Source organism: Hymenobacter negativus (genome assembly GCF_016056375.1).
GTDB classification, from domain to species: domain Bacteria; phylum Bacteroidota; class Bacteroidia; order Cytophagales; family Hymenobacteraceae; genus Hymenobacter; species Hymenobacter negativus_A.
In genome coordinates, this window is sequence record NZ_JAEDAE010000013.1 from 1 (window position 1) to 18,896 (window position 18,896).

Consider the following 18,896-nt stretch of genomic DNA (forward strand, 5'->3'; position numbering starts at 1 on the left):
GCATCGGTCCAGAAGCCTTCGTCGCCGAAGGTTTCGTTGCGGTACACGTCGCGGCCGGCCTCGGCGTTGCCGGTGCGGAGCGCTACGGGAGTGGCCCCGGTGTCGGCGGTGTCCGTCGCCGCTTGGGTGGTGGAAGTTTCGGTACTTGTCTTCGTGTCGGAACCGCCCTGGCAGGCGGCCGCCGCCACCACGGCAAGGCCCGAAACAAGAAGGGCGGGCACTCGGAAGTGGTGCAGGTTGGCCATCAGGTCAGGAGGTAAAGTAAAAAATGAGAGATGAAACAGATTAGTTAGGAAGACGCTGCTTAGCTAGGCGCTGCCATTAGCGTGCCATCCGGGCGAGCACAGCCAAAGCGGCGCGCGCCCGGGTTTTAACGGTGGCCAGCGGAATGGCTAGCTGCTCGGCCGTCTCGGCCTGGGTGCAGCCGCCGAAATAGAGCAGGTCCATGACTTCCCGCTGCCGGGGCTTTAGTTGCACGATGAGCTCGCGCACGCCAATGTGCTCGGGATAAAAGGCCGTGGGAGCCGGGCTATAGTGTGCTCCAGCAGCCTCCAGCGACGGATTGCGGCGGTGAAAGCGATGGCGCGGACTGCGCAGGGCATCAATGGCCTGGTTGCAGCACACGCGCACCATCCAGGTGAACAGGCGGCCCCGCGTGGCCTCGTAGCTGCCAATGCTGAGCCAGACCTTGAGCAAGCCTTCCTGCAGCACGTCTTGGGCCATCGCCTCGTCCTGCACCACCCGCAGAATGACGGTGAACAGATTCCGGGCGTACTGCTCGTACAATTGCCCCAGAGCGCGCTCGTCCCGGGCCAGCAGGCGCTGCACCAGCTCTTGCTCGGCCGGGGCCGGGAGTAAAGCCACGGGGCTAGGTAGCGTAGTAGTAGTTTGGGGCATATAAGCTGGCAAAGCATGGCCGCGCCACGAATGCGGCCCGACACCCGCTCATACGGCCGATAAGTAAGCAGTGTTTATCCACCGTGACGAAGTGGCCTTTTAGCGGGACGAGTAGCATATTCCTTAAGCAGTTGACCCAGCCAATAGCTGTACTTAAGAGACAAATTGCCGCAAAAACTGCTGAATGCCCTCGTTGCAGCTGCGCGAAGAGGTCAGGTGCGTGCCATCGTGCAGCGTGAGCAGGTACTCGCCGTGCGTCCAGGGCCGCAGTTCTTTGATGTGGGTGGTGTGCACAATCAGCGAGCGGTGGATGCGCAGGAAGCGGGCCGGGTCGAGCTGGCTGGCCAGCTGGGTGAGCGTGGCGCGCACTAGGTGGGTTTCACCGGACGCGTGCACCGTGACGTAGTTGCCGGTGGCTTCGAGGTACAGTACCTGCTCGACGGGCACGAAGTAGAAACGTCCGGGTTGTTTCACCAGCAGCTGCGACGCATACGGCACCGGCGGGGCGGGCAGCGCCTGCACCAGCGCCTCCCAGCCCGGCGCGGCCACCTGCCCGACCCGCTGCTGCACGTAGAGCAGGCAGCGCGCGAAACGGTCAGGGTCCAGGGGCTTGAGCAGGTAATCCACGGCGTGGGCCTCAAAGGCTTGCAGGGTATACCGGTCGTAGGCTGTCACGAACACCACCAACAGCCGCGGCTGGGCCGGCAGTTGCTGCAACACCTGCAGGCCGTTGCAATCGGGCATCTGCACGTCCAGAAATACCAAATCCACGGCCGGTCCGTGCGAGAGCGTGGCCACCGCCTCGGCCCCGGTGCCGCACTCGCCCGCGATGACAAAGCCCGGCTGGCCGGCCAGCAGCTGGGCAATGCGCCGGCGGGCCAGCGGCTCATCGTCCACAATCAGGGTTTGAATGGGGGCCATTGCCACAAATTAGTGGTGAAAGGGTAGTTCGATGCGCACCACGGTGCCCTGGCCGGCCGCGGGCAGCAGGCGCAGCGCGTACCGGTCGTCGTAGAGGGCGCGCAGGCGCTGCTCGGTATTTTCGAGGCCCACGCCCCGGGGGCCGGCCTGCTCAGGGCCGGGGCCGGAGTCGCGCACCTGCACCACCAGCTGCTGGCCCTGCCGCTCGGCGGCAATATGCAGGCGGCCGGTGCCCCCCGCGCTCAGGCCGTGGCGCACGGCATTTTCCACCAGGGGCTGCAGCAGCAGGTGCGGAATCAGAGCTGGGAGCGCGGCCGGGTCCACCTCGTAGGTCACGGCCAGCCGGTCGGAAAACCGCACCTGCTCCATGTCCAGGTACAGCTCCACGAAGTGCAGCTCCTGTGCCAGCGGCACCTGCTGGGCATCGGAATGGTCGAGCACCAGGCGCAGAAACTCGCCGAGCTTGGCCATCATGCGCTGGGCGGCGGCGGGCTCGTCGCCGATGAGGGTGGCAATGGCATTGAGGGTGTTGAAGAGAAAGTGCGGGTTGAGCTGCTGCTTAAGGGCGTGCAGCTGGGCCTGCACCAGTTGCATTTCCAGGCGCACCGCGTCGAGGTTGCGGCGCTGCCACTTGTCGTGGTAGTCGAGGGCGTAGGCCACGAACAGCACCATCCAGTAGAGCGGAATCCAGAAATTAAATCCCGCCAGAATCGTGACCCATGAAACGGGCGCATTCGAGCCGCCTACCAGGTAGAGTGTGGCCATGAACAAGGCCCGGTAGGCCACCGTGAGGGCCACGCTGGCGGCCGCGTGCACCAGCAGGTAGGGCAGCCAGCGGGCGCGGCCGGCCGTGAGGTCGAAGCGCGCTGCCAGCACAAACACCACCGGTGTGAGCAGGGTCCCAATCAGCCCGTACAGCAGCGGCCCCAGCAGCACCGTGCGCCATTGCAATGGCCCGGTGCCCGTAATGGCCTGCCCGTACGCCACCAGCATCATGAAGAAGGCAAACGCCCCCCACGCGGCCGCCATGCGCAGCCAGGAGATGCGGAAAAGTAGGAGCATAGGGAAGGTCAACAGCCAATTCCGTTCAACGGGAAATACTCCCGCCGAGTTAAAAACGAATGGCGAGCGCAGCCGGGCAAGTCATCATTCCGCGCCCCGCTAATCAGTCGCTCGTGGCGGTTGCACAACTCGGTGTGGCGTCTGGAAACAAGGGGTTGATAAGCCGAATCGAACTGGAAAGAATGGCAAATGGGCCATTTACGTGCTTTTGACAGCCCACCTACCCGCTTAGTGAGCCGTCCAGCAAGTTCTGCAACAGCCAAGTTTCTTTTCTCTAAAATTCAGGCTTGAATGATGTGCCGTTCGTGTGTCGGGGCTGCACCTCACCATCGAATTCCAACCATTCGTCAACTTTCTACCCAAGCAGTTTATAGCCCGGATAGGTTTGTAGCGTCAAATCACGGTTTGGCAAGTTCACGCCCAGGCCGGTCGGCCTGGGGTGCCACGCTATTTCCCCGCGATGCTTAGCGCCTATTCCTGGGGCCAGTTTGGCCTTTTCGTTTTGGTTGTGGTCGTTCTATACTACCTGGTGGTGGGCCTGCTCTACTACCGGGTAGAACTCATGGCTTTGCTCACTCCGGGCAAAAAGCTGGCCGGTGCCCAGCTCACCGGCGCGGGCGGCAGCACGGTGGCTCCGCCCTCACTGGTGCGCCCCACCTCAGCCTTCGTGAAGGCCACGCCAGCGGCCACGGAAACCCGGGAAGAAGCCGATGATGCAGAACTCCCCGAAGCCGGGGCCGACCAGAACCTGCCAGCCGCCACCGAGCCGCTGGTCGGCGGGACGCTGCCCGATTCTACCGGCACGGCTACCGGCCACGACGAAAGCACCAGCGACACCGCCCCAATGGAGGCCACGGCCACCGCGGGCGACGAAGCGCAGGTGCTCGATGAAAACCGCACCGAGGAAGCCGACCAGGCCGATGAGCACCTGGCCGCTCTGGTCCGGCGTGAAGCCCATAACCTGGCACCGGATTCTGTGGCGGCGGATACAGCAGCTGACGGGGTTCTGGAGCCTGAAACCGTGCAACTGCCCCTAATAGCGGAGGGCTACGAGCCGCTGGCCACATTCGAGGAGCCGGTGGCTTCGCGGCTGGACATCGCTCCCGTGGACCCGCCCCGGCTGGTGGCCGCCGCTTCGGTTGCCGAATACTTGACCCTGCTGCAAGCCGGCCAGCAGCCCGTGCCGCCGGTCGAACTGGCCGGCACCACCCTGGCCGAGCAAATGGCCCAGCAGATGGCCCTCAACCACGCCGAGCTGAATGACCTCTTCGGTCCCGACGATGAGTAGCCCGGCCTTCTTTCTCCCTAATCATTGATTCCCGATTCCACTTCCATTGCCATGACAAAGAAACCCTTCATTACCTCGCTGGCCCTCGCGGTCCTACTCCTCAGCTCGCAGTTGCTTTACGCCCAGACCGGGGGCGGCAACGGCACGGCCGGCATTCAGGATGCCACCACCCAGGTCACCAGCTACTTCGACCCGCTGACCAAGCTTATGTACGCCATCGGCGCGGTACTGGGACTGGTGGGGGCCATCAAGGTCTACGGCAAGTGGAATGCCGGCGACCAGGACACCCAGAAAACGGCTGTCTCGTGGTTTGGCTCGATGATTTTCCTCGTCATTGTGGCCACGGTGGTGCGCTCGTTCTTCCTCTAAGTCAGCGCTATGCCCATCTACGACCTCAATCGCGGCATCAACAAGCCCGTCGAATTCAAGGGCCTGGTGGGCAGCAACATCTACTTTCTGGCCGCCGGCATCGGGCTGGTGTTTGCCCTGTTCGTGACCTGCTACCTGCTAGGCCTGCCGCTGGTGCTCACGGTGCTGGTCACGTTTCTGGCCGGGGGCGGCATATGGGCCGGGGTGTTCGCCCTGAATCGCCGCTACGGCGAGCACGGGCTGATGAAGGCCGCCGCCCGGCGCTCGTCGCCCAAATACATTACCAACCGGCACAGCCGCCTATTCCAACGCCTCAACGAGGACCCGACCAGCCGCGCCTAGCGGCAGGTTTGGGTGCTTTCCCGCTTATGAGCAATAAGGTTCTGCCCTCCGTATCCCTCGAATCCAAGCAGCCCATCTACAAGGTGGAGAAGGATTGTCTCATCTCGAAGAATGCGGACGTGACCGTGGCGTTTCGGCTGGATTTGCCCGAAATCTTCACCCTCTCCCGGGACGATTACGCCCAGCTGCAGGCCGCCTTTGTGAAGGCAGTGCGCCTGCTGCCCGACCACTGCGTGGTGCACAAGCAGGACTGGTACGTGGAGGACAAGTACGCCCCCGGCTTTGAGGCCGAGCGCACGCTGCTCTCCTCGGCCTACGAGCGGCACTTCAACGAGCGGCCCTTTCTGAACCACTTCTGCTACCTCTACATCACTAAAACCTCGTCGGAGCGGCCCAACTGGGGCAGCACCTCGGGGCTGCTGGCCCGGCGCAACATCGTGCCCAAGGACATGCTCGACACCAAGGTAATGGAGAGCTTTTTCGACAACGTGGGCCAGTTCGTGCGCACGCTGGAAGGAGTGGGGCCGACCAACGCGCCCTACATCCGCTCGCACCGGCTGACCTCGGATGAGCTTGCCGGCACGGCCGAAAAGGCCGGGCTGCTGGAAAAGTACTTGGCGCTGGACCTGTCCGACCAGGCCCTACAGGTCGACCTCGACTTGACCGAAGGGCTGAAAGTGGGGGCGGAGTTCTGCCAGATGTTCTCGGTGGCCAACCTCGATGACTTGCCTACCTCCGTGGAAACGGATATCCGCTACGAGCAATACAGCACCGAGTACTCGGACTTCCCCATCAGCTTCGCCGCCCCGCTGGGGCTGCTGCTGGGCGCTAACCACATCCTGAACCAGTACGTGTTTCTGGACAACACCACCAAAACGGTCAAAACCTTCGAGCAGAAGAAGGACCGGCTCAACTCGCTCTCGCTCTACTCGCGGCAGAACGCAATCAACTTCGAGTACTACAACGCCTTTCTCAACGAGCTGATTGCCCACAAGCGCCGGCCGGTGCGCGTGCACTGCAACGTGCTCACCTGGGGCCGGCACGAGGAGGAGCTGACTGAAGTGCGCAAGCTGGTCAACGCGGCCTTCAACGCCATGAACTGCAAGCCGCGGCAGAACACGGTGGACATTGCCGCGCTCTACTGGGGCGGCATTCCGGGCAACGCGGGCGACTTTCCCAGCGAGGAAACCTTCTACACCTTCATCGAGCAGGCCGTCTGCTTCTGGGCCTCCGAAACCAACTACCGCAGCACCGGGGCCACCAAGGGCATCAAGCTCTCCGACCGCCTCACCGGCAAGCCGGTGCTGGTGGACATTTCGGATGAGCCGATGAAGAAGCAAATCATCTTCAACCGCAACAAGTTCGTGCTCGGCCCCTCGGGCTCGGGCAAGTCTTTTTTCACCAACCACATGGTGCGCCAGTACTACGAGCAGGGCGCCCACGTGCTGCTGGTCGACACCGGCAACTCCTACAAAGGGCTCTGTGAGCTGGTGGGCGGAGTGTATTTCACCTACGAGGAGGACGACCCGATTGCCTTCAATCCCTTCCTGATTTCAGGCAAGCTGGACGTGGAAAAGAAGGAATCCATCAAAACGCTGCTGCAGGCACTCTGGAAAAAGGACGACGAAAGCGTGAGCCAATCGGAGTACGTGTCGCTCTCAACGGCCGTCAGTTTGTATTACGTGATGCTGGAAGCCAACGCGCTTATCAAGCCGAGCTTCAACACGTTCTACGAGTTTGTTAAAGGGCCTTACAGGAAGATTCTGGAAGAGGAAAAGGTCCGGGAGAAGGATTTCGACATCGACAACTTCATCTATGTGCTCAAGCCCTACTACCGGGGCGGCGAGTACGACTACCTGCTGAACTCCGAGAAGGAGCTGGACCTCGTGCAGGCTCCCTTCATCGTGTTCGAGCTCGACAACATCAAGGACCATCCCATCCTGTTTCCGGTGGTCACGCTCATCATCATGGAAACCTTCATCTCCAAGATGCGCAAGCTGAAAGGGGTGCGGAAGATGATTCTGATTGAGGAGGCCTGGAAGGCCCTCACCACGCCAGGCATGGCCGCCTACATTAAGTACCTCTTTAAGACGGTGCGCAAGTTTTTCGGCGAGGCCATCGTGGTGACCCAGGAAATCGACGACATCATCGGCAACGAGATTGTCAAGGACGCCATCATCAACAACTCGGACTGCAAGATTCTGCTCGACCAGCGCAAGTTCATCAACCGCTTCGATGAGATTCAGGCGTTGCTCTCGCTCACGCCCAAGGAAAAGGACTTGGTGCTAAGTATTAATCGCGACAACAAGGCCACGCGAGGCCGCTACACGGAGGTGTTCATCAGCCTGGGCGGGGTCGTGTCGAAGGTGTACGCCATCGAGGTATCGAAAGAAGAATACGTGACCTACACCACCGAGGAAACCGAGAAAGTGCGGCTGTTTGAGAAGCTCAAGCAGACCGGCGATATGCCTACGGCCATCAAGCTCTTCGCCAACGAGCTGCGCGAAGGGTAGGGGTTGAAATGAACTAAAGCTCAACATCATGAAGAAAACCATGCTTTCGCTACTCGGCCTAGCCACTTTGCTGACTGGCTGCGGCTCCGACAAGGCTACCACGGTGACGGATGATAAAGCCGTCGGAACAGCTCCATCAACAGTTTCCACGTCGCCGGTGGCCGTGGCCGCCGTGACGTTTGCCGATAGCTTGGCGTCGGCTCCCAAGGCTGAAAAAGCTGACATCGCTGCCGCTCGGGCTTACGCGCAGACGGTGAATACTTGGGAGTCCAGCGGCCTGAACGCTGTAGTAAAGGAGCATCCAGTGGTGGCCAACGTCTGGAAACGCTACCGCTATGTGCTGCGCACGGTGGTTCGTTCGCGGAGCCTGAAGCGCGTGAAGCCCGAAGACGTGGCCACCTGGAACGGCTTTACGCCACAGTGCGAAGAAGCCATGAAAATGCTGGTGCCGCTCATCCAGGAGCCTAACGTGACGGCTACTCAGGCCCTACCGACGCTGCAGAGCGTGGAATCCAGCATCGGGCGGGTGCGCTTCGCTGCTGAGCGGCACCTGATGTACCTGGAGCACCCCTATACGCGGACGCTGTAGGACCGCCTCTCTCAACTACTTGCCTTCCCTATGAAAACGAAGATTGGCATCCTCAGCCTGGCGCTGCTGAGCTTCAGCACCTTGAAAGTGTCGGCCCAGCTGGTGGTAACGGCCCCGGTCCTAGAAGTGCAGAGCGGCGTGCAAACCGGCCTGCAAAACACGATGAAGGGGCTAGAAGCGGCAGCCAACAAGTTAGTGGCCCTGGGCGTGAAGGAGCAGGAACTGACCAAAACCTACTCGCTCAAAAACATGGAGCAGCACAAGGCTTGGTACGATGGGCTGCTGAAGGTGAGCAGCGCGGTGCGGGATTACCGCCGGGTGCGGGCCATTTACGCTAAGCAAACCCAGATTATCTCGACTTATTCCTCAGCCATCAACGTGCTGCGCACCTCGCGCTACATCACGCCGGCCCAGCTGACGGAGATGGTGTCCATCTACACGAAGATGCTGGCTGAAGGAGCCAATACTGTGTCCGACCTGGCCACCATCACCAGCCCGTCCATGCTCAAGATGACCGACGCGGAGCGGATGGAGTTCATCGACACGCTGGACGCCAAAATCACCGACCAGCTGGGCCTGGTCAACTACTTCACCCGGCGCAACATGATGGTGCTCAAAACGGCCCAGCAGGTCGAGCAGGACCATCAGGCGCTGCTCAGCCTCATGGGCGCGCACTAACCCTTCCTCTTCCAATGAAAGCATATACCACCATGATACTGCTTGGCCTGGGGCTGAGCGCGCAGCAGTGCTTTGCCCAGGCTCCGGCCGTCATTTCCGCGCCCATAGCCGAATCCAGCTCGCGCAAGCAGATTGTGCACCAAGGAGTTTCGACCACCCTGCTGGGGCGGGGCAAGGCCCTGGCCGGCGATATGCAAGTGGTAAGCGGCAAGATTAAGGGCATCGTGGACCAGACGCAGGCCCTGCACGCGCAGTGGTACAGCAGTTTGCTACAGATAAGCGCGGGGGTGCGCAACTACCGCCGGGTGCGGGAAATCTACGCCGCGCAGGCCTCGATGATTTCGCAGTTCAGCTCGGGCGTGGCCGACCTGCGTGGGCGCGGCCTCTCCCCGAATCAGGTGACCGAAGCGGCGCAGGTGTACCAGGTACTGCTGCAGGAAAACGTGGCCCTGATTGGCGAGCTGGCCACCATCATGACCACAAACCGGGCGGAAATGACAGACCCGCAACGCATCAAGTTCATCAACAAGATTGGCGATAAGATGCAGCAACAGCAATTCTTGATGACCTACTACACCAATAAATGCCGAGCCGTGGCCCTCTCCCAGCAACAGGCCATTCAGGACCGGGCGTCCGTGCTCACCCTCGTGGGCGCCAAGCAGTAGCCCTTTCGCATTCATCCACTAGCCCCAACCTACCTGATTATGGAAATGAATTCCATCACCGCGCAAATGCTCCAAATGGAGCAGATGCTTAGCCGGCTTTATGATTCCATGCTGCCCTTGGTGGCGCAATTCGTTACCCTAGGCCGGGCCGTGGGCGGGGTAGGAGCCCTCATTTTCATCAGCTCCCGGGTATGGGGCCACATTGCCCGCGCCGAGCCCATTGACCTGTATCCGTTGCTGCGCCCATTTCTAATTGGGCTGGCCATCCTGCTGTTTCCGCAGCTGCTCGGCGGCCTGCGCGGCATCACCGGCGCGCTGGCATCAAGCACGGACTCGGTCCGGGTGGACCAAACCACCCAGATTACGGCCTTGCAGGACCAGAAAAAGGCGTTGTTGGCCGCCCGGCCCGAAAACAAGTACTTCGCCACGGACGAGGCCTACGAGAAGCGGCTCGACGAACTGGGCATGATGAACATGGGCCAGCAGCTGTCGCTCTCGTTTGATAAGCTCAAGTACGATGTGAACCAGAACTTCCGCGAGTGGATGAAGAACACGTTGGAGCTGTTCCATGTCGCGGCCCGGCTGCTCATCAACGTGCTGGCCACCTTCCTGCTCATCGTGCTGTCGGTGCTAGGACCGCTCACTTTTGGGCTGGCCATCTTCCCAGGCTTCGGCAACTCCATTCCTAAATGGCTGGGGCAATTCATCACCATCAGCCTGTGGGTGCCCGTGGCCAACATTTTCGGAGCCATTATGGGCCAGTTTCAGATAATGATGCTACAGGGCGACATCACCCGCCTGACCTCTAACCAAGGCGTTGACTCGGCCGACTTCGGCTACCTCGTGTTTCTGTGCATTGCCATCACGGGGTACCTGATTATTCCCTTCATCACCGATATGATGATTGCGGCTTCCGGGGCAGGCCAGGCCGCCCGGGCCATGCAATCGGCTATGAGTGGTGGGGCGGCTATGGCTGGCGCGGCGGCAGGTTCAGCCGGGCGGGCGGGCGCGGCCGGCGTATCCGGGGCCGCATCGGGCCTTGGGGCGGCAGTTGGGGCCGGGCAGGCGTTAGCTGGCAATGCTGCCTCGGGCAACATGACGCGGAGTGAGGCCGCAGGTCACCGGGCTGGCACGGCGGTGCGCGAACGGGCGGCCAGCTTCGTCAACCGGCTACGGGGCTAGCCCTGGTTGCGCGGTGATTTCCCACTATTTCCTTTTCCCATGTTTGCTTCCCTCAAAACCATTGATTCGGCTTTTCAGCAGGTAAAAACCCTGGCACTTATTTTCATTGTGGCCGTGCTGGTGCTGGCCGGCACCATCGCCTACTTCGCCTTCCAAACCACCAACGCCGCGGCCAATCGCATCTATGTGCTGGAAGGTGGACAGCTGCTCACGGCTGGGGCGCGGGATGCGCGGGCTAACCGGCCGGTGGAGGCACGCAGCCACGTCACGCGCTTCCACGAGTTGTTTTTCACGCTTGACCCTGACCAGAAAGCCATCGACAGCAACGTCAATAAGGCCCTATACCTGGCTGATAACTCGGCCAAACGGCAGTACGAGAACTTCAAGGAGAAGGGCTTCTATAACGACCTGATTGCCGCCAACATCAGCCTGGAAATGACGGTGGATAGCGTGGTAGTGACCAATTCGCGCCCGATGGTGGCGCGGTGCTACGGGCACCAGCGCGTCATTCGGGCCACCTCGGTTACCACCCGCAATTTCCTTTCCGAGTGCTCCCTGCGCGACGTGACCCGCTCGGAAAATAATCCCCACGGCTTTCTGATGGAGAACTGGCGGGTGCTCAAGAATGAAGACCTGAATACGCTTCCTCGCTAATCCTTCCCTGTTATGGCAACGGCAACCAACGCGCCGCACGACGCGCAATTTCTTCGCACCCGCAAGATGGCCACCTTTCTGCCGGTGGTAGGCGTGCCCTTTCTGGCCGTGATGTTCTACCTGGGCGGGGGCGGCCAGGGCACACCGGCGGCAGCGCAGAACACCGAAACCGGCTTCAACACCAACTTACCCAAAGCCGAGAAGGGTACCATTACTAGCAGCAAGCTCGAAGCCTACGCCAGCCCGGTTGATACCCTGCGCAACCGGGGCCTGGTCGATGCCCGCCTCGATACGACTTCGGGCTCGGGCCTTTCCTACGCGGTGGGGGCCGATGGCAAGGCGGGACCCAACGGCTCCGTCGATAAGTCGGTGGTTGAGGCCCAGCAGCAGCTCATTGCCGCACAGCAGGCCCAGATGAACGGCGGAGTTGCGCCCGGCACCGTAGTCCCTGCCACAACAGCCCCAGGGGCCCTCACCCCGCAGGAGCAAATGGAGTTGATGCGCAGCCAGCACGAACGCGACCTGGCCGAGCAGAAAGCCCAGTTGCAAATGGCGGCACTGCTAGCCCAATCCAACAGCGCCAGTGGGGGAGCAGCAGCCCCGCGCACGGTTGCGGCCCTACCAAAAAAGAAGAAGCCCACCACCCGCCTGCGCGCCATTGATGATGACGCTGTAGTGTCACGCCTGGGCTCCAATGGGCCGGGGCGCAAGCGCACGGCCTCTTTTCAGGGCTTTGATGCAGAAACCGGCAAGGGTGGCGACGGCAACACCCTACCGGCCGTCATCCACGAATCGCAGGAAGTGGTAAGTGGCTCGCTGGTGAAGATGCGTCTTACCGAATCAGCCGTCATCAATGGCCACTCCTTACCGGCTAACACCTTCATTTACGGCAAGTGCAGCCTGGCCGGCGAGCGGCTCAGCATTGCCATAGAAACGCTCAAATCGGGCAACAGCGTGTTTCCGGCGGCGCTAGAAGTGTACGACGTGGACGGGCTGGAAGGCCTGCACATTCCCGGCGCCATTACCCGCGATGCCGCAAAACAGGCTGGTGCCGAAGGACTCGGTGCGGCCGACATGATGACGATGAGCGCCGACCCAGCCATGGCCGCGGCAGGCGTGGCGGTTAGCGCCGTGAAAGGCATTGGCCAGAAGAAAATCCGCTTGGTCAAAGTCCGCCTGAAGGCCGGCTACAACGTGATGCTCAAAGTAGATAAAGACTAACGACTCCTTCCCATGAAAACCACCCTATTTGCTACCAGCGCCCTTTTACTCGGCCTAGCGGCTGTTCCGGTGCAGGCCCAGACCTCGGCCGCCCGGATGCTGCAATATTCGGAAGCCAATAAGCTGCCGACCTATCCGCTCTATATCAGCGACCAGAAAACGACTCATCTAGTGTTCCCTTTTCCCGTCACTTACGTCGACCTGGGCAGCTCGGGCCTGATTGCGGCCAAGGCCACCGGCGCGGAAAATATCGTGCGGGTGAAAGCCGCTTCGGCCGGCTTCCCCGAGTCGAACATGACGGTGCTCACCTCGGATGGAAAGCTCTATTCCTTCGTGGTGAACTACCAGCACGACCCCAAGGTGCTCAGCCTCGACCTGGGCGCGGCTGGGTCGGCCTCGTCGGCACAGGGGGAAGCCATCTTGTCGAACTCGCCCATCCCGCAGGGCAATCTGGATGCCTACTCCCGGCAAGCGCTGGCGGCGGGCGGTACCTCGGCCAGCGAGAATGCCAACCAACTCAGCGTGCGCGCTGGCAACGTGGGCTACAAGCAGGAAACCCTGTTTTTTCCGCTGCACGTTGCCAACAAATCGAACGTGACTTACGACGTGGATTTCGTCAAATTCTACATTCAGGATAAGCAGGTGGCCAAGCGTACGGCCGAGCAGGCCTTAGAAATCACGCCCATTTACGTCTTCAATGGGGGCCTGAAAAAGATTGACGCCAAAGGCCAACTCGAACAGGTCTACATCTTCAAGAAATTCACCATCCCCGAGCAAAAGCAGCTCATCATCGAGGTGTACGAAAAGGGCGGCGGGCGCAACGTCAAGCTCAAGCTTACCAACGCCGACCTGCTCAAAGCCCGGACTTTCAAATAGGCATTGTCAAGCTCAGCAGCTGGGCAGAAGCAACGAAAAGTGCCCGCACTGCGTTGCCTGCCTAGTTAGCGTGAAGATTTAACCCGTGTTGGTATGCGTAGCTTCCTGATTTTCGCGGCGATTATCGCCTTTCTGTATTCGTCTTGGGCTCCCAGTTGGGGCAGCACTGCCGCCACCTGGGGGCTGGTGCTCTTTGGCCTAAGCAAGTTCTGGGGACTTTCCAGTAAGGTCACGCCGCCCAACCGCAATCCGTACAATCCCTACGAGCGGTACAAGCCTTTCTAGGCTATTTCTACTGCTTATAACTTAAGCCCCCGACGCTTCGGCTCGGGGGCTTTTTGTTGGTCTGGCAGTAAGGCTTTGGCATTTTCCTCTGCCATTGGCCCCAGCACCGGCATCACTAGCCGCTGCTCCACGATGGGTGGAAACAGGCGGTCGGGGCTGCGCTGCATCTGCTCCAGGCGCGCGGCAATGGCCGGCCAGCGGTAACCCTGCATTTCGGGCTTCATGTTAAAGTCGATGTCGCCGTGGAAGGCCAGGGCACGGGGCACTTCGGAGGAGGAAGTGTTGAAGCGGCCTTCATAGGCTTGGCGCATCTGGTTCAGAGTGAGCTTTTCGCTCAGCGCGGCCACGTCCACGAAGTCGCGGAGCCTTTCGCCGCTCATCACCACACCGGCCAGCTTCATAGCGCCCAGGTCTTCGAGCGAGGCCAAGCGAATGTTGGAGTCGGGATAGAGCACGGGCGGTCGTAACAACGGGAAGCCATAATTCACCACATCGGTTTTCACTTGGCCGATGACGCCCTGGATGGCGGCTTTGTCCCATTCCGGCTCCTGGGCCCGCATTCGCTGGAGCGCGCCGTCGGCCCGCATCTCATATTTGCTTATCAGCAGGTCTTTGATTTCTCCGTCAATCGGGGTGGGGCCGTCCGAAAAAAGGTCGAGGTCGCGGCTGCGACGGTGCCCCAGATGTAACGCCAAAGCCGTTCCCCCTACCAGGACGAACGGCTTCAGCAAGGGCTCCTGCATTAGCTGCTCTAGGAGTTGAAGGTTTGCGGTATCGACTGCTTGCGCTGGTAGCATCTAAGCGTTTCCTTTTCGATGTGGAAGAACTGGCATACGGCCGCAATGGCGGCATCCGACATATAGGGTACCGTTTCAACGATTTCCTGCACGCGGGGCCGGCCGTAGTATTCCAGCATGGCAGCCCAGTCTTCTTTGTTCCCGCGCTGAATGACGCGCTGCACGATGGTACGCGCCATGGCCTGCGGGTCGATGGCTTCGGGGTCTACGTCCCACAATAGCGTTGGCAGGTGCTCGGCTAGCGGGGCCGGTACGGCCTGCGGCTCGGGCGTTGCAACCGTAGCAGAAGGGGTGAGCTTTTCCATGAGTACAGGATGTGTGAGCCGGGGCTATTCGCCTTTCGTATGACTAGAAAGCATAATCCCCAAACCTGGGTTGGGAACCAGAGGGAGAAAGGCAATACCAGGCTCTAGTCTATTTAAACACCTTTTCAGGGCCTATAGTTGCGCTAAATCAGCCGGATTTAGTAAAGCTACCATTACGGCAGGTGAGGGCCCACGCTCGATTCATCAAAGTGCAGATATGGGTCGTACTGATGGGCCGGCTCTACTTGCGGGCCTGCTCCGGGCGCATACCTGGCGAAAGGGTCAAAGCCAGGAGCTGGCTGGTACTCGACGTCGAGCGCGGCCGACAATTGCTCCAGGTCAATCTGCCCGGCAATGTATTGGTTCTGCAACTCCACCAGAAGCGCCGAGGGCGGTCGATTTTGACTCATTGACACGCCAACTGCAAACCTCACCACCTCGCGACGCTGCTGCTTGGTTTGCTCGTTTTCGGAGAAATAGGGTGCTTTTTCCACCACTACAAGATACGTATAAAAGCTTGCATCAGCGGCCTGGGCGGCACTAAATCAGCTCGGTTTTGAACTCACAGCTTTGGACCTCGACGCTTTAGCTCCGGTGCTTTTTGCACTGTCTCGTCTTTGCTGGCTGCCGGCACTTTCGGCGGTTCCGGGCCGGTGGATGGCGCGGCCTGCAGCGGCGGTCCGACAACCAGCAGCACCACCGTAACCAGAGGTAACGCCTTTAACAACCGCGCCACGCGCTGGCGCAGCCGGGTATCTTCCATCTTGGCGGGCATTTGCGCCAGCAGCTCAGCCCCGGTTTTCAGGATGGCCAGCCGCGCCGGCTGCTGCGCATCGGGATGCACCACGCCGCGGGTGCCCTGCATAATCTGCCGGGCTACCCCGGTGTGACGCCCTCCCAGCAGCGCGCGCCAAATGGGCTCCTGGCTCTGCTGCACCTCGCGCATGGCGTCCACGCGCCGCAGAAACTCGGGCACTACCACGGGCGTGGCCGGGGCTAGCACCAGTTCCGGGAGCGGCGTGGTAATCTGGCCAAAAAAGGCGCGGAGCGGCTGCAAATCGGTTTCCGGGTTCCCGGTGGGCCGTAGAATAGCATAGTCCCGGGCCTGGTTGTATTGCTTGGGGTGCGACTGCGCGACGAGATTCACGTCGTAGCCGGCATTCTCCGCCAGCACCTGAAAAGCCGCGCCCAAGGTCCGGCCATTGCCCTCCCGGAAGGCGTGGGCGTAGTTGTACTGGTCGAAATAGTAGGCCGCCCGGGCCACGAACTGGTCTTTATCCAGCCCCTTCAGAAAGCGCTCAGCGGCTAGTTGCTGCCCGATGGCATCCAGGTGGGCGGGCAGTTGCTGGTAGCTGCCAAAGTACATGGTGTACAGGCCGGGACCGTCCTTATCGGCCGAGGTTGACTTAGTGGCCTGGAACTCACCCCAGGCGCGCGTTTCGCCGGCCCACGGGTACACATCCTGAAAAAGGTGACGGTGCAATGCCTGCAGGCCCTGGGCATTGTGAGGCGTCACTTCCACGTGGCCGGCCAGCACCTCCAGCAGGCGGAAGTGGAAGCGGTTGCCTTCGACCTCGGCCAGCTTGTCCTCATCGGCGATGTTGAGCTTGTTAATCAGGACACCGGTGTGGGGGTCGGTAAAACCGTCAGTCATAGAGGAAAGCCGCGCGGGAACTGAGTAAGCAAGCAAAACGCCCCACCAACTGGCAGGGCGTTAGCGAATAGATAAGAAGCGAAGGGCTAGTGCGATAATGAGCGGGCCTTGGCCACGGCGGGAGCCGGCCGGGGCGCCACCGCCAGGATGCCATCGGCTCCCCGCGTGGGTACCGGCATCTGGGCCTGGGCTTGGTAGTGCGCATCAAGCTGGGCGTTTACTTCGGCCAGGCTCAGCTCGCCGTTGATGTAGCGCTGGCTAAGCTGCTCGGCAAAGGGGCTCAGCTGGCGGTCCTGGGTCGCGTTCAGCGCGGCCGCCCGGTCCGACAGCGCCTGGCGCTGCTCGCGGGTTGCTTCCTTGGGGCCGAATTTTACGAGGGTATCCATGCTGTTTTGCCTGAGTGGTCTACTACGGCAAACGAAAGTTAGGCAAAAATGTGCCAAACCGGACTACTGCTTCGCCCCGGCCGCCTGCGCATCGGCCAGGGCTGCGTCCAGCACCGTCTGTACGGGCACGGCCAGCAATTCAGCCACCCGGAGCGCCTCGGCCACGGTCAGGCTGGATGGGTCCGCTTCGCGCTGCTTGATGGTGCGATAGGTCATTTGCAGGTGTTCCTGCAGCTCGCGCTCGGTGAAGGAGAAGCGGCCGTGGCGTAACAGGTAGCTGAACTGCTGGCCCGCCAGCGGGGTAGCACCGGGCGGAGCCGTGACAGGGGTTAAGGTTTTCATGCAGGCAGTATAACGCTTCCCGGCCTTACGGGAGAAGCAGCAGCAGGATTATGCGCCACTGCCCCCAGCGCGTACCAGCGGACGGCAACCCGCCCGCTGGCATCGGTACTCAGGCCGCAAGCTGCAGCTGCATTTGGGTACCGGGCGCGGCCAGCGGCTCTGCCTCGGGCACCAGGGGGTGGGTCTTCGCGGTGGCGGCTTTGGCCTGGCGGGCGCGGTAGGCGGCCATTTCGGGGCCGGGCAGCCACTGCTTGCCGGCGCAGGCCCGCAGGTTGAACTCCTGCCAGAGAAATTCCTCGCGGAAAGTCAGGTGCACCGTGCCCTTCTTGAAGGCACGGATTTCGAAGAACCGGCTGTAGACCGTGTACACGCCATTCGGGTTGGAGTTCTGATTACTGTAGCGGTCAAGGGCGGTATCGATGCCCACGCAGGTATCGTAGTTTTCGCCCGTCAGGTAGCACATCACCCGGTCGATGTCGGCGTAGTCGTCGCGGCGGCTCCAGTTCACCCGGAAGCCCTTGCCCGAATAGCTTTCCTCCACCGCGTAGGGCAGAATCACCTTGCGGTTCACTTTCCACTGCGAGTTAGTTACCCAGCCCTCGACGTGCAGGCGGTTTTCCTTGTGGTACTTGGTAAAGGTGTCGAACACCGATTCCACGGCCTGTTCCATGATGGTTTCGCGGTTGTCGAGCACCAGCGCCACCAGCTCAGCCACTGCCTCGTGGGTGAATTCCTGGTAGCCCTGGGCTTTGCTGAAGGCCGCGAAGTTGCGGCGCACGTCGGCCGTCATCAGCTTCTGAATGTTCACCTTATCGAGCACGAGCCCCCAGATTTGCTGGTTCATCTCGTCAGCGAAGTTGTTGTAACTCGTGCGCAGGCTGCCGCGCTCCAAGCTGGCCTCGGCCATTTTCAGCACGTCCTGGTAGTCGTTGCGCAGCAGGCTTTTGGCGTAGAACTTCATGCCCTCACGGGCTTGGAGGTAAGCGGCGTACTGCGCTTTCAGGCCTTCGTATTCGGCCGCCATGTTGCCGATAACATCGCGGGTGGCTACAGCATTGGCAAAGAGGTTTTCATCCAGCTCCGGCCCCCGGCGGCCCCGGCTGGTGAACTCGAAGGTTAGGCGGTCAGCTTTGGCCGGCTTGTGCAGTCGGACCAGGCTAACCGCTACGTTGGTGGGGCGCTCGGCCTCGGCAAAAACAGCTCCCAGGGCCTCGCTCGTGCCGTGGTCCTCGATGAGGCGGGCCAACAGCTGCCGGGTTTCGGTGTAGGGGTTGGCCAGCGTTTCGGTGTTGAGCAGGCACACCACATCGCCGCCGGCGGCTACCACGTCCCAGGCTTTGAGCAAATGCCGGTCACCGTTGGAGAAGGGAGGATTCATGATAATAAGGTCAAAAAAATGGTCGCCCCGATAGTTCAGGAAGTCATTGGCAATGACCTTGTAGCCCTTGTCGTGCAGCACGGCGCGTAGCTCGGGGTCGGCCTCGCAGCAATACACGTTTTGCTTGCCGCTGCGGCTGTGGTAGTCCTCGCGGTCCAGCCAGGCCGTCAGCGCGTCCACGATGGCCCCGCTGCCGGCGCTGGGCTCCAGAATGGTCAGCTTGCGCAGGGCTGCCGCGGCCGGGTTGTAGCGGCGGTACCGGTCGCTGCCCGGCTCCTCGTCTCCGGTGGAAGCGGGGTTGAAAAACGGGTCGAGCATGCGCTGAATAACGGCGGCCGGGGAAGGAAAGAATTCAGGATTGAGCATGGCGCTTAAAAGGGCTAAGGCGATAGTGTACAACCACTTACTTATCCTACTAAACGCAATTTAAGACGTTTTTGTTGCTAAAAAGACAACAATATTCAGCTAAAATCGATTTGCCGTTTTGACTGC

At 61.0% G+C, this 18,896-nt stretch carries 22 protein-coding genes and 1 pseudogene; 12 read left to right on the forward strand and 11 right to left on the reverse strand.

Annotated features, from left to right (window positions below; translation table 11 throughout):
- The 4 genes and pseudogenes from I7X13_RS19975 to I7X13_RS19990 all read right to left on the reverse strand — a co-directional run.
- Nucleotides 1–245 (reverse strand): annotated as a pseudogene (locus I7X13_RS19975) (hypothetical protein); the annotation flags it as partial.
- Nucleotides 246–321: 76 nt separating this feature from the next.
- Entirely contained in the window at nt 322–864 is a 543-nt protein-coding gene (locus I7X13_RS19980) for an RNA polymerase sigma factor (protein WP_211532142.1), read from the reverse strand.
- Between the two features lie 186 nt (nt 865–1,050).
- On the reverse strand, nt 1,051–1,818 hold the full coding sequence (locus I7X13_RS19985; protein WP_198076827.1) for a LytR/AlgR family response regulator transcription factor: 768 nt from the start codon (nt 1,816–1,818) through the stop codon (nt 1,051–1,053).
- A 9-nt stretch (nt 1,819–1,827) separates the two neighbouring features.
- Nucleotides 1,828–2,880, reverse strand: coding sequence for a sensor histidine kinase (locus tag I7X13_RS19990; RefSeq protein WP_198076828.1), 1,053 nt, complete (start codon nt 2,878–2,880; stop codon nt 1,828–1,830).
- A gap of 508 nt (nt 2,881–3,388) precedes the next feature.
- Here I7X13_RS19990 and I7X13_RS19995 point away from each other — a divergent pair.
- From I7X13_RS19995 to I7X13_RS20050, 12 genes are all read left to right on the forward strand, one after another.
- Entirely contained in the window at nt 3,389–4,168 is a 780-nt protein-coding gene (locus I7X13_RS19995) for a hypothetical protein (protein ID WP_198076829.1), read from the forward strand.
- 51 nt (nt 4,169–4,219) lie between these two features.
- Nucleotides 4,220–4,537, forward strand: coding sequence for a DUF4134 domain-containing protein (locus tag I7X13_RS20000; protein ID WP_044518329.1), 318 nt, complete (start codon nt 4,220–4,222; stop codon nt 4,535–4,537).
- A gap of 9 nt (nt 4,538–4,546) precedes the next feature.
- On the forward strand, nt 4,547–4,879 hold the full coding sequence (locus I7X13_RS20005) for a DUF4133 domain-containing protein (RefSeq protein ID WP_198076830.1): 333 nt from the start codon (nt 4,547–4,549) through the stop codon (nt 4,877–4,879).
- Between the two features lie 26 nt (nt 4,880–4,905).
- Nucleotides 4,906–7,392, forward strand: coding sequence for a TraG family conjugative transposon ATPase (locus tag I7X13_RS20010; RefSeq protein WP_198076831.1), 2,487 nt, complete (start codon nt 4,906–4,908; stop codon nt 7,390–7,392).
- 28 nt (nt 7,393–7,420) lie between these two features.
- Nucleotides 7,421–7,981, forward strand: coding sequence for a hypothetical protein (locus tag I7X13_RS20015; protein WP_198076832.1), 561 nt, complete (start codon nt 7,421–7,423; stop codon nt 7,979–7,981).
- Between the two features lie 30 nt (nt 7,982–8,011).
- Entirely contained in the window at nt 8,012–8,659 is a 648-nt protein-coding gene (locus I7X13_RS20020; RefSeq protein ID WP_198076833.1) for a hypothetical protein, read from the forward strand.
- Between the two features lie 14 nt (nt 8,660–8,673).
- Nucleotides 8,674–9,324 (forward strand): hypothetical protein, encoded by a 651-nt coding sequence (locus I7X13_RS20025; RefSeq protein WP_198076834.1) that lies wholly within the window; start codon nt 8,674–8,676, stop codon nt 9,322–9,324.
- Between the two features lie 39 nt (nt 9,325–9,363).
- Nucleotides 9,364–10,506, forward strand: a complete 1,143-nt coding sequence (traJ, locus tag I7X13_RS20030) for a conjugative transposon protein TraJ (RefSeq protein WP_198076835.1) — start codon at nt 9,364–9,366, stop codon at nt 10,504–10,506.
- 39 nt (nt 10,507–10,545) lie between these two features.
- On the forward strand, nt 10,546–11,160 hold the full coding sequence (traK, locus tag I7X13_RS20035) for a conjugative transposon protein TraK (RefSeq protein WP_198070536.1): 615 nt from the start codon (nt 10,546–10,548) through the stop codon (nt 11,158–11,160).
- Nucleotides 11,161–11,172: 12 nt separating this feature from the next.
- The gene (gene traM, locus I7X13_RS20040; RefSeq protein ID WP_198076836.1) at nt 11,173–12,381 is read left to right on the forward strand and encodes a conjugative transposon protein TraM; all 1,209 of its coding nucleotides are present in this window, start codon (nt 11,173–11,175) and stop codon (nt 12,379–12,381) included.
- Nucleotides 12,382–12,393: 12 nt separating this feature from the next.
- Nucleotides 12,394–13,257 (forward strand): conjugative transposon protein TraN, encoded by an 864-nt coding sequence (traN, locus tag I7X13_RS20045; protein WP_198076837.1) that lies wholly within the window; start codon nt 12,394–12,396, stop codon nt 13,255–13,257.
- 93 nt (nt 13,258–13,350) lie between these two features.
- Nucleotides 13,351–13,542: a hypothetical protein gene (locus tag I7X13_RS20050; protein ID WP_198076838.1), complete on the forward strand. Its 192-nt coding sequence runs from the start codon at nt 13,351–13,353 to the stop codon at nt 13,540–13,542.
- A 14-nt stretch (nt 13,543–13,556) separates the two neighbouring features.
- On the opposite strand, the gene I7X13_RS20055 is transcribed toward I7X13_RS20050, so the two are convergent.
- The 7 genes from I7X13_RS20055 to I7X13_RS20085 all read right to left on the reverse strand — a co-directional run bounded on the left by I7X13_RS20055 (nt 13,557) and on the right by I7X13_RS20085 (nt 18,770).
- Complete coding sequence (locus I7X13_RS20055) at nt 13,557–14,285, reverse strand: nucleotidyl transferase AbiEii/AbiGii toxin family protein (protein WP_198070533.1); 729 nt, start codon at nt 14,283–14,285, stop codon at nt 13,557–13,559.
- Between the two features lie 8 nt (nt 14,286–14,293).
- On the reverse strand, nt 14,294–14,644 hold the full coding sequence (locus I7X13_RS20060; protein WP_198076839.1) for a DUF6922 domain-containing protein: 351 nt from the start codon (nt 14,642–14,644) through the stop codon (nt 14,294–14,296).
- Between the two features lie 173 nt (nt 14,645–14,817).
- Entirely contained in the window at nt 14,818–15,054 is a 237-nt protein-coding gene (locus I7X13_RS20065; protein WP_198076840.1) for a hypothetical protein, read from the reverse strand.
- A gap of 152 nt (nt 15,055–15,206) precedes the next feature.
- The gene (locus tag I7X13_RS20070; protein WP_198076841.1) at nt 15,207–16,298 is read right to left on the reverse strand and encodes a Fic/DOC family protein; all 1,092 of its coding nucleotides are present in this window, start codon (nt 16,296–16,298) and stop codon (nt 15,207–15,209) included.
- 86 nt (nt 16,299–16,384) lie between these two features.
- On the reverse strand, nt 16,385–16,684 hold the full coding sequence (locus I7X13_RS20075; RefSeq protein WP_198076842.1) for an antitoxin VbhA family protein: 300 nt from the start codon (nt 16,682–16,684) through the stop codon (nt 16,385–16,387).
- 63 nt (nt 16,685–16,747) lie between these two features.
- Nucleotides 16,748–17,026 (reverse strand): hypothetical protein, encoded by a 279-nt coding sequence (locus tag I7X13_RS20080; RefSeq protein WP_198076843.1) that lies wholly within the window; start codon nt 17,024–17,026, stop codon nt 16,748–16,750.
- A gap of 109 nt (nt 17,027–17,135) precedes the next feature.
- Nucleotides 17,136–18,770, reverse strand: a complete 1,635-nt coding sequence (locus I7X13_RS20085; protein WP_198076844.1) for a class I SAM-dependent methyltransferase — start codon at nt 18,768–18,770, stop codon at nt 17,136–17,138.
- Nucleotides 18,771–18,896: the final 126 nt, after the last annotated feature.

Bases quoted from the DNA above. Each gene is read 5' to 3' on its own strand.
- I7X13_RS19985 (WP_198076827.1), bottom strand. From the start codon at position 1,818: ATGGCCCCCATTCAAACCCTGATTGTGGACGATGAGCCGCTGGCCCGC.
- I7X13_RS19990 (WP_198076828.1), bottom strand. From the start codon at position 2,880: ATGCTCCTACTTTTCCGCATCTCCTGGCTGCGCATGGCGGCCGCGTGG.
- I7X13_RS20000 (WP_044518329.1), top strand. From the start codon at position 4,220: ATGACAAAGAAACCCTTCATTACCTCGCTGGCCCTCGCGGTCCTACTC.
- I7X13_RS20005 (WP_198076830.1), top strand. From the start codon at position 4,547: ATGCCCATCTACGACCTCAATCGCGGCATCAACAAGCCCGTCGAATTC.
- I7X13_RS20010 (WP_198076831.1), top strand. From the start codon at position 4,906: ATGAGCAATAAGGTTCTGCCCTCCGTATCCCTCGAATCCAAGCAGCCC.
- I7X13_RS20015 (WP_198076832.1), top strand. From the start codon at position 7,421: ATGAAGAAAACCATGCTTTCGCTACTCGGCCTAGCCACTTTGCTGACT.
- I7X13_RS20020 (WP_198076833.1), top strand. From the start codon at position 8,012: ATGAAAACGAAGATTGGCATCCTCAGCCTGGCGCTGCTGAGCTTCAGC.
- I7X13_RS20025 (WP_198076834.1), top strand. From the start codon at position 8,674: ATGAAAGCATATACCACCATGATACTGCTTGGCCTGGGGCTGAGCGCG.
- traJ (WP_198076835.1), top strand. From the start codon at position 9,364: ATGGAAATGAATTCCATCACCGCGCAAATGCTCCAAATGGAGCAGATG.
- traK (WP_198070536.1), top strand. From the start codon at position 10,546: ATGTTTGCTTCCCTCAAAACCATTGATTCGGCTTTTCAGCAGGTAAAA.
- traM (WP_198076836.1), top strand. From the start codon at position 11,173: ATGGCAACGGCAACCAACGCGCCGCACGACGCGCAATTTCTTCGCACC.
- traN (WP_198076837.1), top strand. From the start codon at position 12,394: ATGAAAACCACCCTATTTGCTACCAGCGCCCTTTTACTCGGCCTAGCG.
- I7X13_RS20050 (WP_198076838.1), top strand. From the start codon at position 13,351: ATGCGTAGCTTCCTGATTTTCGCGGCGATTATCGCCTTTCTGTATTCG.
- I7X13_RS20055 (WP_198070533.1), bottom strand. From the start codon at position 14,285: ATGCAGGAGCCCTTGCTGAAGCCGTTCGTCCTGGTAGGGGGAACGGCT.
- I7X13_RS20060 (WP_198076839.1), bottom strand. From the start codon at position 14,644: ATGGAAAAGCTCACCCCTTCTGCTACGGTTGCAACGCCCGAGCCGCAG.
- I7X13_RS20065 (WP_198076840.1), bottom strand. From the start codon at position 15,054: ATGAGTCAAAATCGACCGCCCTCGGCGCTTCTGGTGGAGTTGCAGAAC.
- I7X13_RS20070 (WP_198076841.1), bottom strand. From the start codon at position 16,298: ATGACTGACGGTTTTACCGACCCCCACACCGGTGTCCTGATTAACAAG.
- I7X13_RS20075 (WP_198076842.1), bottom strand. From the start codon at position 16,684: ATGGATACCCTCGTAAAATTCGGCCCCAAGGAAGCAACCCGCGAGCAG.
- I7X13_RS20080 (WP_198076843.1), bottom strand. From the start codon at position 17,026: ATGAAAACCTTAACCCCTGTCACGGCTCCGCCCGGTGCTACCCCGCTG.
- I7X13_RS20085 (WP_198076844.1), bottom strand. From the start codon at position 18,770: ATGCTCAATCCTGAATTCTTTCCTTCCCCGGCCGCCGTTATTCAGCGC.